The sequence below is a fragment of the Bacillus tequilensis KCTC 13622 genome, from assembly GCF_000507145.1.
GTDB classification, from domain to species: Bacteria; Bacillota; Bacilli; order Bacillales; family Bacillaceae; genus Bacillus; species Bacillus tequilensis.
Genome location: NZ_AYTO01000034.1, coordinates 332,098 through 344,677 on the forward strand (window position 1 = coordinate 332,098; position 12,580 = coordinate 344,677).

Below are 12,580 nucleotides of genomic sequence, written 5' to 3' on the forward strand. Positions count from 1 at the left end.
AGGCTGATGAACGAAAAAGGATTTACACTTGTTGAAATGCTGATTGTGCTCTTTATTATTTCGATATTGCTTTTAATTACGATACCGAACGTCACAAAACATAACCAAACCATTCAGAAAAAGGGCTGTGAAGGCCTGCAAAACATGATTAAGGCCCAAATGACCGCATTTGAGCTCGATCATGAAGGGCGAACACCGAGCCTGGCTGATTTGCAGTCAGAGGGTTATGTGAAAAAGGATGCAGTTTGTCCAAACGGGAAGCGCATTATCATCAGTGGCGGAGAAGTTAAGGTTGAACATTAAATTAAACGAGGAGAAGGGATTTACTCTTTTAGAAAGCTTGCTTGTGTTAAGTCTCGCCTCTATCCTCTTGATTGCCGTGTTTACCACACTTCCTCCTGTTTATGCTAATACTTCTGTTCGTCAGGCTGCATGGCAGCTAAAAAACGACATTATGCTTGCGCAGCAGACTGCAATGTCCACTCATCAAAGAACAAACATTCTCTTTCAGAGAAACAATTATCAATTAGTCATGGGTGATACGGTAATTGAACGGCCGTATGCATTGGGACTTTCTATAGAACCACAGACATTAAAAGACCGTTTGGAATTTAATGAGAAAGGTCACCCGAATTCAGGCGGAAAAGTAAGAGTAAAAGGACATACTGACTATGACATAACAGTTTATTTAGGGAGCGGGAGAGTCAATGTGGAGAGAAAATAAAGGCTTTTCTACAATTGAAACAATATCTGCACTAAGCCTGTGGCTGTTTCTGCTGCTGACAGTCGTTCCTTTATGGAACAAGCTGATAGCCGATGAAAAAATGGCAGGATCTCGTGAAATCGGCTACCAGATGCTGAATGAAAGCATTAGCAAATATATGATGACTGGTAAAGACACTGCGCCAAAAACGGTTACAAAAAACAATATTAATTATGAAATGAAGTGGGAGGAGGAGGGGGAGTATCAAAACGTGTGCATCTCAGCATCAGTTTATAAAGAAAAACCATTTTGCCGCAGCATTCTGCGGACAGACTGGCTATACGCTTCTTAACGTCTTGTTTTCACTTTCCGTCTTTTTGCTCATATCAGGTTCGTTAGCTGCTATCTTTCAGCTGTTTTTGTCACGACAGCAGGAACATGACGGTTTCACACAGCAAGAATGGATGATATCGATGGAACAGATGATGAATGAGTGCAAGCAGTCACACGCTGTTAAGACATCCGAGCATGGGAGCGTGCTGATCTGCACCAATCTGTCCGGCCAAGATATCCGTTTTGAAACCTATCATTCCATGATAAGAAAAAGGGTAGATGGTAAAGGGCATGTTCCGATTCTAGATCATATTACAGCCATGAGAGCTGATATTGAAAATGGGGTTGTTTTGCTCAACATTAAGAGTGAGAACGAAAAAATGTATCAAACTGCTTTTCCGGTTTACCCGTATTTAGGAGGAGGATAAATGTACCGCACGAATGGGTTTATTTATCCAGCTGTTCTGTTTGTCTCCGCACTTGTATTGCTCGTTGTGAACTTTACTGCTGCTCAATATGTTTCACGCTGCTTGTTTGAAAAGGAAACAAAAGAATTTTACACAGGAGAGAATTTGCTTCAAAATGGCGCTCTTCTGTCAATTCGGCATGTTCTTGAACAGAGGAAAGGGCAACAGGGTTCACAGCAGTTTACATATGGGCAGGTATCTTATCGTATTCACGATACGACCAAAAAAGAGCAAAAAGAAATCAGCCTAAGAGCGTTGACGGAGTCTGGAACAGAAAGAACTGCACAGATCGTGTTTGATCAAAAGCAGAAAAAACTGCTGAACTGGACAGAATAAAGCAGAGAAAAGAGTATAAAAAAAGTCATGTGAGCCGACACTTTATAATAATTGAATGATGAGGTGATCACGTGAAAACGAATGATTATGTCAAATATATGACTCAGCAATTTGTCAAATATATAGATACCCCGAGGGATGAGCGGAAAGAACGAAAAGAGGTTCGGAAAGAAATAAAAACGCCTGTTTCACAGCACTGGTTCGGTATTTTGCCCTATGGTTTCAAGCTATGGCTGAAGCGGAAAAAATAATAGCGAATATAACGAGTAAGGTCCTTCAACAATGGAGGACCTTATTGATATTCTTCTAATATGGCAATTTTATTAACTTTTTGGCTGTAGGGATCGAATGAAATTGTCACAAAAACGCCGAATTCCTTTGATCCTTCCCTCAGCGTTAAGTGATATTGCTTCACGGCTTCATCTTTTCTTTTGCGGTCCCATACCTTTTGTTTGAACAGTACCTGTGCGAGCGGGTACCTTTTTTTTGCTTCTTTTACTGCAAGAGCTTCCCATTTGGACATGTGGCGGGCGGTTACAAGCGGTGTTTCTTCTGCGTGAGCGGCAGCGGTGCCGAAAACGAGAAGAGAAAGACAAATCACACATTGTTTGATCATCATGCTGTCACCCTTTCTTTGTTTATGATTACCAAATCAAAAATCGATATGCATTTCGTTTTCCGTTTGTAGTTCCAAAAATTTCAAAAAATAAAAAGGTGAGCAATATGGAGCAAGACTTTGTAATATGGCGGAAATATTCTTTTTAACGAACAAAATGAACGATTTTGGTGGTTTTCAATCGATTAATCGTTGATTATACTCTAGTTGCTAGGTTCTTTAAAGAGAACGATTGTCATATCCAGTGACAGTGTTTTACAGGGGGTAAGATATGTTTCGATTGTTTCGCAATCAGCAACAGGCAAAAACGAAACAGAAAGTTCTGCTTATGTTTCAGCTTTCAGTCATTTTCAGTCTGACTGCTGCGATATGCTTACAATTTTCCGATGATACAAACGCCGCTTTTCATGATATTGAAACATTTGACGTCTCGTTTCAAACGTGTACAGACTTTCAGCATACAGATAAAAGCTGCCATTATGATAAACGCTGGGATCAAAGTGATTTGCACCTATCAGATCAAACGGATACGAAAGGCACTGTATGCTCACCTATCGCTTTATTTGCTGAGCTCGAAAATACAGGTGAGAAACTTAGCAAATCAAAGTGGAAGTGGGATCTTCATAAGCTGAAGAATGCCCGCAAACCGTTAAAGGATGGGAACGTAATCGAAAAAGGATTTGTTTCCAATCAAATTGGCGATTCACTTTATAAAATTGAGACGAAGAAAAAAATGAAACCTGGCATTTATGCATTTAAAGTATATAAACCGGCCGGCTACCCAGCAGACGGCAGTAATTTCGAGTGGTCGGAGCCTATGACGATTGCAAAGTGCGATGAAAAACCGACAGTCCCGAAAAAAGATACGAAGGCTGCCGTCAAAAAGAAGAAGGAAACAGCACAAAAAGATAGACAAGAAAAACCAAATAAAGAAGATACCTCTCAAGAAGCAGTAACAGATGAAAAAGAAGCCAAATCAGTTCAGAAAGAAAGTGGTGAAGAAGATGAAAAAAGCAATGAAGCTGATCAGTAATATTCTCTACGTGATCATCTTTACTCTCATTATTGTGCTGACACTTGTCGTGATTTCAACACGTTCATCCGGGGGGGAGCCCGCAGTGTTTGGATACACGATGAAATCAGTTCTGTCAGGTTCGATGGAGCCGGAGTTCAACACAGGGGCCTTAATATTGGTTAAAGAAATCACTGATGTGAAGGATCTCCAAAAGGGTGACGTTATTACATTTATGCAGGATGCAAATACAGCGGTCACCCACAGAATAGTTGACGTGACGAAGCAAGGAGACCATTTGTTATTTAAAACAAAAGGGGACAATAACGCGGCAGCTGATTCAGAGCTTGTATCAGACGAAAATGTCCACGCGCAATATACAGGTTTTCAGCTTCCGTATGCGGGTTACATGCTTCATTTTGCCAGTCAGCCGATCGGGACTGCTGTTTTATTGATAGTCCCCGGCGTGATGCTGCTGGTGTACGCTTTTGTGACGATCACAAGCACGATTAGAGAAATTGAAAGAAAGACAAAAGCCTTGGAAACAGATACAAAGGACAGCACGATGTCTACTTAACATCAGTTGTAAACCTGGCAACAGGTTTCGATATAATATCATTTTAATAAAAGGGGAGTTTGCCATGAGTATGAAAAAGAAATTAAGTTTAGGAGTAGCTTCTGCGGCGCTAGGATTGGCTTTAGTTGGAGGAGGAACTTGGGCAGCATTTAACGACATTAAATCAACGGATGCTGCTTTTGCATCAGGTACGCTTGATTTATCTGCTAAAGAAAATTCAGCGAATGTTAACCTGTCAAATCTTAAGCCGGGAGACAAATTGACAAAGGACTTCCAATTTGAAAATAACGGCTCTCTTGCGATCAAAGAGGTGTTAATGGCACTGAATTATGGTGAATTTAAAGCAAACGGGGGCAGCAATACATCTGCAGAAGATTTTCTCAGCCAGTTTGAAGTGACCTTATTGACAGTTGGAAAAGAGGGCGGAAATGGATACCCGAAAAATATTATTTTAGATGATGCCAATCTAAAAGACTTGTATTTGATGTCCGCCAAGAATGATACAGCGGCTGCTGAAAAAATCAAAAAACAAATTGATCCTAAGTTCTTACATGCAAGCGGTAAAGTCAATGTAGCAACAATTGACGGTAAAACCGCTCCTGAATACGATGGTGTTCCAAAAACACCGACTGATTTCGATCAGGTTAAAATGGAGATCAAATTTAAAGATGACAAAACAAAAGATGAAAAAGGGCTAATGGTTCAAAATAAATACCAGGGCAACTCTATTCAGCTTCACTTCTCGTTTGAAGCGACACAATGGAATGGTTTGACAATTAAAAAGGAACATACGGATAAAGACGGTTACGTGAAGGAAAATGAAAAGGCGCACAGTGAGGATAAAAATTAATAGCAGCATTAAAAAAGAGACGGCCCGGTATATCATATACCGGGCTGTTTCTGTGTTTATTGACAAAAGAGGAGTTAGCGCCTCTGCTCAGGCACTACTCCTCTTTTTGGGATTTTTTCCATTTTTGATAATCTAAAAATTCACGAAATTGTTTTTTCGATACCCCGGATGTCATTGCATCCCGAACCAATTTCTCCCATTCACTATCTAATTGACCATCGTATTCGGTTTCATGTTTCTCATCGAGCAAAGTATGAACCGAGACGTCCAGAACAGCGGAGACTTTTTCGAGAAATTGAATGGAGGGGTTCGTTTGTAGATTTCGTTCTATTGAGCTTAAATAAGACTTCGCTACCCCAGCCTTTTCGGCTAGTTCTGATAGTGAGTAGCCTTTTTCTTTACGGTATTGTTTAATACGCTGGCCAATCAATGTCATCACCTTCCTTGTGATATTATAGCACATTCAGAAAGGATTTACGGTATGACTTCTAGCTGCCGGACCAGGATGAGAAGACTTTTTGTTTAAAAGTAAATATTTTCGTATTTCTTCAGGGCTGATATTTGCCTCTTTGGCTTTCAGCATTAATTCAACCCATTCTTGATCTAATTCGAAGTGCTCTTGTTTTGCATTTTTCATGCAGTTTCTCCTCCTAAAATACTTGTTTATGTATTTCAGCCAGTCCGGCCATGCCTCATTGTATGCCTTCATTGGTCTCTGGAAGTCATTTCCCATTAAATTGCCAGAATTTTTTTCCAATATATCTTTATTATAAACGCATTTTTTCAAAAAAAACGAGAATGATGTCGAATGGTAAAAAAAGTTAGCCTGACATATTACTTTGCAAATAAAATAATCCGCCATTTTCAATTCCAACTGATATCTTTGGTTGATACAAGGCTTTCAGCGCCTGTTTTTCCAGATGATACTCTTCTGGTTTTTCTTCTATATGCTCATAAAACTTGTCAAGCAATATCATATCGTTTTTCCACCTGGTTACCGCCTGCTCTGCCCAGTCTGACGGCTCCTGCATGGCGGATTTGGCAATATAATTTTCCATCCGTTTAAGGCCGCTTTCTGGTTTGATCATAGGTGATATGGTGAAGCAATAATCACATATTTGAGACGTGAGTGAAAGCTGTGTCAGCTTGCTTTGAAAGTCTTCAATGATGGTTCCAGAGACTAGGTGAAGACCTAGTGACAATAGCTTATCCTTTTTCATGTCGGACTGGTATGAAATCGTGACGTTTATACCAAGCCAAGGCTGAAGTGGGACTTTAGCTCCGACTGATTCAATTTTCTCATACATTCTGGTAAATCTCCCATTTTGTTTAACTGCTTTAAATATTTGAAAGAGACGGGGCGCCCCAAAATAAATAAATTCTCCGTCTAGGTCTTTTGGTGTGTTTTCTTTATCTGTAATAAAAGTGATTTTCATCGGATTCGGATCGCCGCCAGTCTTCTCGCGCCAGTGCCAGTAGAAAGGGCGGTTCATGATTTGTTTGTCCATTTCAACTGTAAGCTGTACTGTCATATAGCCTAAGCTTTGATCGATGATTTGGCAGCTGTTTGCTTGGAAAAAACGCAGCAGAAAATCGTGAACCTCTTGCTGTCTCACTCGTAAAACCTCCTCACAGGCTAAGATCCTCTTTTTTCAGCAGGCTGATGTTCTTTATAAGATAAAAATGAGGTTAAGTTATCCATTTTTATTTTCATTTCTTCTTCAGTTGCTGAATGGTACAAAATGTCGTGCAGGTGCTCTTCAAAATTGTTCACTTGAATTTTCGTTAAAATATCATCAAGTTCACCGACCACTTTTTCAAACAAATGAATTTTCTCATATAACAGCTTTAAAATATGCTCCTCCACCGTATGTTTTGTCGCCATGTTATAAATGTGCACGTCACGCTCCTGCCCGAGCCTGTGGATTCTTCCGATTCTCTGCTCCAGACGCATCGGATTCCATGGTAGGTCATAGTTGATCATGTGATTGCAAAATTGCAGGTTGATTCCTTCACCGCCGGCTTCAGTTGCAATCAGAACTTGGATTTTCCCGCGGAAAAGATCCTTCATCCAGTCTTTTTTCCCGCGTTTAAATCCGCCTCTGAACGGCACAGAACTGATGCCGTTTTGCTGTAGAAACCATTGCAGGTAAATCTGGGTTGCCCGGTATTCTGTGAAAATGATGACCTTATCGTCTATCTTTTTGATCAGGTCAACCACTTGAAGCGCTTTAGAGTTTTGTGTCACTTGATTGATGCGATCTATTAAAATCGATATGGTGTGCTCATCAATGGCTGGTGCTTGTTTGTCTTTTTGATCGAGCATTTTTTTCAGCGTCATATAGACTGCTTCTCTGCTCGAACAGCACTCCCTTTGCAAGGTCATAATCGAGAACATGCTGGCCGGCTTGTTGCTGGCTTCCTTCAGACTGGAAATCTCATCGTAAAGCGCCTGCTCCGTTGGAGAAAATTCGATTGGCACTGTTTCAACATGACGCTGTTTCCAATTCAGTCCGGTGTCATGCCGCCTGTTGCGGATCATCACCTTATTCACAAGATCTTTTAAATGCTCATGCGCTTCTAAACTGGATTTCTTCTTGGCGAACTCTTCCTGAAAGTGATTCTGGCTGCCTAAATGGCCCGGCTTTAATAAGGACACTAAATTGAAAATTTCTTCGATACGATTTTGGATCGGCGTCGCGGTAAGAAGCAGGCAATATTTTTTTACGAGATTCTGGACGAATTCATAGTTCTTCGTTTTGCTGTTTTTCAGTTTGTGCGCCTCATCAATAATGACGAGATCGTATGGGATTGACAGGACGATTTCACGGTGGGGCGAACGCTTTGCGGTGTCGATTGATGAGACGACAATATCGCATTGCTCCCACACATAGCTTTTCTTTTGTTCAACAGCCGGGATCAAAAATTTTTCCTGAAGCTCTTTGACCCACTGTGAGACAAGGGAAGCAGGCACAAGGATCAATATTTTTTTTGCTAAACCGCGAATCATGTATTCTTTTAGAATCAGGCCGGCTTCAACAGTTTTCCCGAGACCCACCTCATCTGCTAAAATTGCTTTCCCGTTCATTTTTTCAACCACTTTTTGCGCCACCTCAAGCTGGTGGGGGAGCGGTGTAAAGGAAGGCAGGTATAAAGGGGCCCGTAAGCCTTCAAATTCAGGAATGGCTAATGTTTTCTGGATTTCCGCAGAAAGCTTGTACAGTTCCCAGTTCGCCCACGGTCCATCATTTTTTAGTTTTTCGGCGAATTCTTCAGGCCATTTTGCATCGTAGATCATTTCTGTGTCCATTGCTTTGAAACCGCCTTTCTTATTCTTCGATTCTTAAAATGAACAATATAGAAAATCTGCCCAAATTGCTGTTGCCCAGCATATCATGATGATGGTAGGATATGAGTATGTATTTGATGTAAGATATTGCTATAGTATGTCCATAACAGCATGAAAATATGAGCGGATGACAGCAAGGGGAGAGACCTGACCGAAAAACTCGGGATACAGGCGCCGAAGGAGCAAACTGCGGAGTGAATCTCTCAGGCAAAAGAACTCTTGCTCGACGCAACTCTGGAGAGTGTTTGCGTGAATGCGCAAGCCACCAAAGGGGACGTCTTTGCATATGCAAAGTAAACTTTCAGGTGCCAGGACAGAGAGCCTTCATTTTATATGAGGTGTTTCTCTGTCCTTTTTTGTATCGTTTTTTAGCTGCACCGTTGAAAAAGGGGAGGAATTTGATGCTGAAAAGAACGCCGTTATTTGAACTGTATAAAGAATATGGAGGGAAAACAATTGATTTCGGAGGCTGGGAGCTTCCTGTTCAATTTTCTTCTATAAAAAAGGAACACGAGTATGTCCGGACTGCGGCCGGACTGTTTGATGTTTCTCATATGGGAGAAATCGAAGTGTCCGGAAACGACAGTCTGTCATTTTTGCAAAAGCTGCTGACAAATGACATTTCCGCATTAACGCCGGGCCGTGCGTTATATACGGCGATGTGCTATCCGGATGGCGGAACCGTCGATGATTTACTTGTCTATCAAAAAGGAGAGAACCGCTATCTGCTTGTCATTAATGCTTCTAATATAGATAAAGACCTGGCATGGATGAAAGAACATGCAACAGGTGATGTGCAGATTGATAATCAGTCAGATCAAATTGCGCTCTTGGCTGTTCAAGGGCCGAAAGCAGAAACAATTTTAAAAAAACTGACAGCATCAGAGGTGTCTGCTTTAAAGCCGTTTTCGTTTATTGATGATGCTGATATCAGCGGCTGCAAAGCACTCATTTCGCGCACCGGCTATACGGGTGAGGACGGGTTTGAAATTTACTGCCGTGCTCATGATGCAATGCATTTGTGGAAGCAAATCATTGATGCGGGTGAGGACTACGGACTGATTCCATGCGGACTCGGCGCACGTGATACGCTCCGGTTTGAAGCGAAGCTCCCGCTCTACGGCCAGGAGCTGACACGGGATATTACACCGATTGAAGCAGGTATAGGCTTTGCCGTAAAGCACAAAAAAGAGTCTGACTTTTTCGGTAAGTCAGTATTGAGTGAACAGAAAGAAAACGGGGCGAAGCGGAAGCTTGTCGGCCTTGAAATGATTGAAAAAGGAATACCGCGGCACGGGTATGAAGTGTTCCATAATGGTGATTCCGTCGGAAAGGTGACAACAGGCACGCAGTCACCGACATTAGGGAAAAACGTCGGCCTTGCCCTAGTTGCTGCGGAAGCGAGTGAAATCGGGACAGTTGTAGAGGTGGAGATTCGTACAAAATTAGTAAAAGCAAAGGTTGTCAAAACACCATTTTATAAACGCTAATATTTTTTCTTGGGGAGAGGAGTCAACACATGAAGCACCGTTATTTGCCCGCAACAGAAAAGGATAAACAGGAAATGCTCGCTGCTATCGGCGTAAGCGGCATTGATGAATTATTTGCTGATATACCGGAAAACGTCAGATATAAAAAAGAGTATCAAATCAAAAAAGCGAAATCAGAAACAGAATTAACAAAAGAACTGACAAAGCTGGCCTCTAAAAATCGTGATACCGTGCAACACGCATCTTTTTTAGGAGCGGGTGTATATGACCATTATCAGCCTGTCATTGTGGATCATGTCATTTCACGCTCTGAGTTTTATACCGCGTATACGCCTTATCAGCCGGAAATTTCACAAGGGGAGCTTCAGGCCATTTTTGAATTCCAAACGATGATCTGTGAACTGACAGGAATGGATATCGCCAACTCCTCTATGTATGATGGCGGTACAGCCTTGGCGGAAGCGGCAATGCTTGCTTCAGGTCACACGAAAAAGAAAAAAATTGTTGTGTCAAAAACTGTGCATCCTGAATCGAGAGAAGTGCTGAAAACATACGCAAAAGGTCAGTATATTGAAGTCGTTGAAATTCCCGCTCCAGATGGCGTTACTGATCTTGATGCTTTGCGCCAAAATGTTTGCGAGGATACAGCCGCAGTGATCGTTCAGTACCCGAATTTTTTTGGCCGGATCGAGCCGTTAAAGGATATTGAACCTATCGCTCACCAAGGGAAATCCATGTTTATTGTGTCATCCAACCCGCTTGCGCTAGGCCTTCTCACGCCGCCGGGCAAGTTTCAGGCTGATATCGTCGTCGGTGATGCGCAGCCTTTCGGTATTCCTTCAGCTTACGGCGGCCCGCATTGCGGATTTTTTGCCGTCACCAAAAAATTAATGAGAAAGGTGCCTGGCCGCCTCGTTGGACAAACGGTAGACGAAAATGGGAAAAGAGGCTTTGTGCTTACTTTACAAGCTAGGGAGCAGCATATCCGCCGGGATAAAGCAACATCAAACATCTGCTCGAACCAAGCTTTAAATGCGTTGGCAGCTTCTGTGTCCATGACTGCTCTCGGGAAAAACGGGGTAAAAGACATCGCCCGCCAAAACCTTCTAAAAGCCAGCTACGCAAAGGAAGAAGCAAAAAAAGCAGGCCTTACCGTGATATTTGACGGTGCGATGTTTAATGAATTTGTCATCAAACTGAATGAACCGGTGAAAGCTGTGAACCACCGTTTGCTGGCAAAAGGCATCATCGGCGGATATGATCTTGGGCTGACGTATCCGGAGCTGGACTGTCATATGCTGATTGCTGTCACGGAGCTGAGAACAAAAGAAGAAATTGACGCACTCATTCAGGAATTGGGGGATCGCCATGAGTAATCAGGATCAGGCACTTATATTTGAACTTTCCAGAGAAGGCCGTATCGGCTACAGTCTGCCGGAGCTCGATGTACCAGAAATCAAATTGGAGGACCTCCTGTCAGACACCTATATCCGTGACGAGGACGCAGAACTGCCGGAGGTGTCCGAGCTGGATATCATGCGCCATTTTACAGCGCTTTCCAAACGTAATCACGGGGTGGATTCCGGATTTTACCCGCTCGGTTCCTGCACGATGAAATACAATCCGAAAATAAATGAAAAAATTGCGCGCATTCCTGGATTTGCTGCGATACATCCTTTACAGGACGAGGACACGGTGCAGGGTGCTTTAGAGCTTTTATATGATTTAAGCAGGCACCTTGAGGAAATTACGGGTATGGATGAAGTCACGCTTCAGCCCGCTGCCGGAGCGCACGGTGAATGGACGGGGCTGATGATGATCCGGGCCTATCATGAAGGGCGCGGCGATTTTAAGCGGACGAAGGTCATCGTTCCTGATTCTGCGCACGGGACGAATCCTGCTTCAGCGACAGTAGCAGGCTTTGAAACCATAACGGTGAAATCAAATGGAAATGGGCTTGTCGATCTGGAGGATTTAAAAAGAGCGGTGAATGAAGAAACTGCGGCTCTTATGCTGACGAATCCGAACACGCTCGGCTTGTTTGAGGAACAGATCACCGAGATGGCGGACATTGTTCACCAAGCGGGCGGAAAACTGTACTATGACGGTGCGAATTTAAATGCCGTTTTAAGTAAAGCGAGACCGGGGGATATGGGGTTTGACGTGGTGCATCTCAACTTGCATAAAACATTCACCGGACCTCATGGAGGCGGTGGCCCGGGTTCAGGTCCTGTCGGTGTAAAAAAAGACCTGATTCCTTACTTGCCAAAACCAGTTTTAATCAAAAAAGAAGACCGCTTCACGTTTGATCATGACCGCCCTCATGCGATCGGCCGCGTGAAGCCGTATTACGGCAACTTCGGCATCAATGTCAGAGCGTATACGTACATTCGCTCCATGGGGCCTGACGGGTTAAAGGCTGTTACTGAGAACGCAGTGTTAAACGCTAACTATATGATGAGAAAGCTTGCGCCTTATTACGATCTTCCATTTGATCGCCATTGCAAGCATGAATTTGTTTTGTCAGGGAAGCGGCAGAAAAAGCTGGGGGTGCGTACGCTTGATATAGCAAAACGGCTGCTTGACTTCGGCTATCATCCGCCGACGATTTACTTCCCTCTTAATGTTGAAGAATGTATCATGATTGAGCCGACCGAGACGGAATCAAAGGAAACACTGGATGCGTTTATCGAGGCTATGATTCAAATCGCAAGGGAAGCGGAGGAAAATCCGGAGCTTGTCCAAGAGGCGCCTCATACGACGATTGTAAAAAGAATGGATGAAACAAGAGCGGCGAGGCAGCCGGTGCTTAGATACGAAGCGGAAAAGAGTTAAATAAAAACAGCT

The 12,580-nt window shown here is 42.9% G+C and carries 17 protein-coding genes and 1 riboswitch; of the genes, 12 read left to right on the forward strand and 5 right to left on the reverse strand.

The genetic code is table 11. From position 1 onward, the window contains the following. Positions 1-6 precede the first annotated feature (6 nt). From comGC to V756_RS0113240, 6 genes are all read left to right on the forward strand, one after another. Positions 7-303, forward strand: a complete 297-nt coding sequence (gene comGC / locus V756_RS0113215) for a comG operon protein ComGC (RefSeq protein ID WP_024715064.1) — start codon at positions 7-9, stop codon at positions 301-303. Beyond that, positions 293-724 (forward strand): competence type IV pilus minor pilin ComGD, encoded by a 432-nt coding sequence (gene comGD, locus V756_RS0113220; protein ID WP_024715065.1) that lies wholly within the window; start codon positions 293-295, stop codon positions 722-724. Before comGC ends, comGD begins: the two co-directional genes overlap by 11 nt. Continuing rightward, a complete protein-coding gene (gene comGE / locus V756_RS0113225) occupies positions 708-1,055 on the forward strand; it encodes a competence type IV pilus minor pilin ComGE (protein ID WP_024715066.1) in 348 nt (115 codons plus the stop codon). The genes comGD and comGE overlap by 17 nt, the downstream gene beginning before the upstream one ends. A 25-nt stretch (positions 1,056-1,080) precedes the next feature. Then, positions 1,081-1,464 (forward strand): competence type IV pilus minor pilin ComGF, encoded by a 384-nt coding sequence (gene comGF, locus V756_RS0113230; RefSeq protein ID WP_024715067.1) that lies wholly within the window; start codon positions 1,081-1,083, stop codon positions 1,462-1,464. Beyond that, entirely contained in the window at positions 1,465-1,839 is a 375-nt protein-coding gene (gene comGG, locus V756_RS0113235; RefSeq protein ID WP_024715068.1) for a competence type IV pilus minor pilin ComGG, read from the forward strand. A 71-nt stretch (positions 1,840-1,910) separates the two neighbouring features. Then, the gene (locus V756_RS0113240) at positions 1,911-2,090 is read left to right on the forward strand and encodes a YqzE family protein (protein WP_024715069.1); all 180 of its coding nucleotides are present in this window, start codon (positions 1,911-1,913) and stop codon (positions 2,088-2,090) included. Positions 2,091-2,131: 41 nt separating this feature from the next. Here V756_RS0113240 and V756_RS0113245 read toward each other — a convergent pair whose 3' ends face one another. Then, complete coding sequence (locus tag V756_RS0113245) at positions 2,132-2,458, reverse strand: YqzG/YhdC family protein (RefSeq protein ID WP_081719861.1); 327 nt, start codon at positions 2,456-2,458, stop codon at positions 2,132-2,134. Between the two features lie 268 nt (positions 2,459-2,726). Between V756_RS0113245 and tapA the strand changes: the two genes are divergently transcribed. The 3 genes from tapA to tasA all read left to right on the forward strand — a co-directional run bounded on the left by tapA (position 2,727) and on the right by tasA (position 4,894). Then, positions 2,727-3,488 (forward strand): amyloid fiber anchoring/assembly protein TapA, encoded by a 762-nt coding sequence (gene tapA, locus V756_RS0113250; protein WP_024715071.1) that lies wholly within the window; start codon positions 2,727-2,729, stop codon positions 3,486-3,488. Continuing rightward, positions 3,472-4,044 (forward strand): signal peptidase I SipW, encoded by a 573-nt coding sequence (gene sipW, locus V756_RS0113255; protein ID WP_081719881.1) that lies wholly within the window; start codon positions 3,472-3,474, stop codon positions 4,042-4,044. The genes tapA and sipW overlap by 17 nt, the downstream gene beginning before the upstream one ends. A 64-nt stretch (positions 4,045-4,108) precedes the next feature. Next, positions 4,109-4,894, forward strand: coding sequence for a biofilm matrix protein TasA (tasA, locus tag V756_RS0113260; RefSeq protein WP_024715073.1), 786 nt, complete (start codon positions 4,109-4,111; stop codon positions 4,892-4,894). 94 nt (positions 4,895-4,988) lie between these two features. On the opposite strand, the gene sinR is transcribed toward tasA, so the two are convergent. The 4 genes from sinR to V756_RS0113280 form a co-directional block, all read right to left on the reverse strand. Next, positions 4,989-5,324: a transcriptional regulator SinR gene (sinR, locus tag V756_RS0113265; RefSeq protein ID WP_024715074.1), complete on the reverse strand. Its 336-nt coding sequence runs from the start codon at positions 5,322-5,324 to the stop codon at positions 4,989-4,991. Positions 5,325-5,357: 33 nt separating this feature from the next. After that, positions 5,358-5,531: an anti-repressor SinI gene (gene sinI, locus V756_RS0113270; protein ID WP_024715075.1), complete on the reverse strand. Its 174-nt coding sequence runs from the start codon at positions 5,529-5,531 to the stop codon at positions 5,358-5,360. A gap of 184 nt (positions 5,532-5,715) precedes the next feature. After that, positions 5,716-6,510 (reverse strand): YqhG family protein, encoded by a 795-nt coding sequence (locus tag V756_RS0113275; protein WP_024715076.1) that lies wholly within the window; start codon positions 6,508-6,510, stop codon positions 5,716-5,718. Positions 6,511-6,530: 20 nt separating this feature from the next. Then, positions 6,531-8,204 (reverse strand): DEAD/DEAH box helicase, encoded by a 1,674-nt coding sequence (locus V756_RS0113280; RefSeq protein ID WP_024715077.1) that lies wholly within the window; start codon positions 8,202-8,204, stop codon positions 6,531-6,533. A 166-nt stretch (positions 8,205-8,370) separates the two neighbouring features. Next, positions 8,371-8,472: riboswitch (glycine riboswitch) on the forward strand. Positions 8,473-8,644: 172 nt separating this feature from the next. On the opposite strand from V756_RS0113280, the gene gcvT reads away from it, so the two are divergent. From gcvT to gcvPB, 3 genes are read left to right on the forward strand one after another with little or no spacing between them, the layout of a single operon-like run. Then, on the forward strand, positions 8,645-9,733 hold the full coding sequence (gene gcvT / locus V756_RS0113285) for a glycine cleavage system aminomethyltransferase GcvT (protein WP_024715078.1): 1,089 nt from the start codon (positions 8,645-8,647) through the stop codon (positions 9,731-9,733). Positions 9,734-9,762: 29 nt separating this feature from the next. Continuing rightward, positions 9,763-11,109: an aminomethyl-transferring glycine dehydrogenase subunit GcvPA gene (gcvPA, locus tag V756_RS0113290; RefSeq protein ID WP_024715079.1), complete on the forward strand. Its 1,347-nt coding sequence runs from the start codon at positions 9,763-9,765 to the stop codon at positions 11,107-11,109. Next, the gene (gcvPB, locus tag V756_RS0113295; protein WP_024715080.1) at positions 11,102-12,568 is read left to right on the forward strand and encodes an aminomethyl-transferring glycine dehydrogenase subunit GcvPB; all 1,467 of its coding nucleotides are present in this window, start codon (positions 11,102-11,104) and stop codon (positions 12,566-12,568) included. Before gcvPA ends, gcvPB begins: the two co-directional genes overlap by 8 nt. Positions 12,569-12,580: the final 12 nt, after the last annotated feature.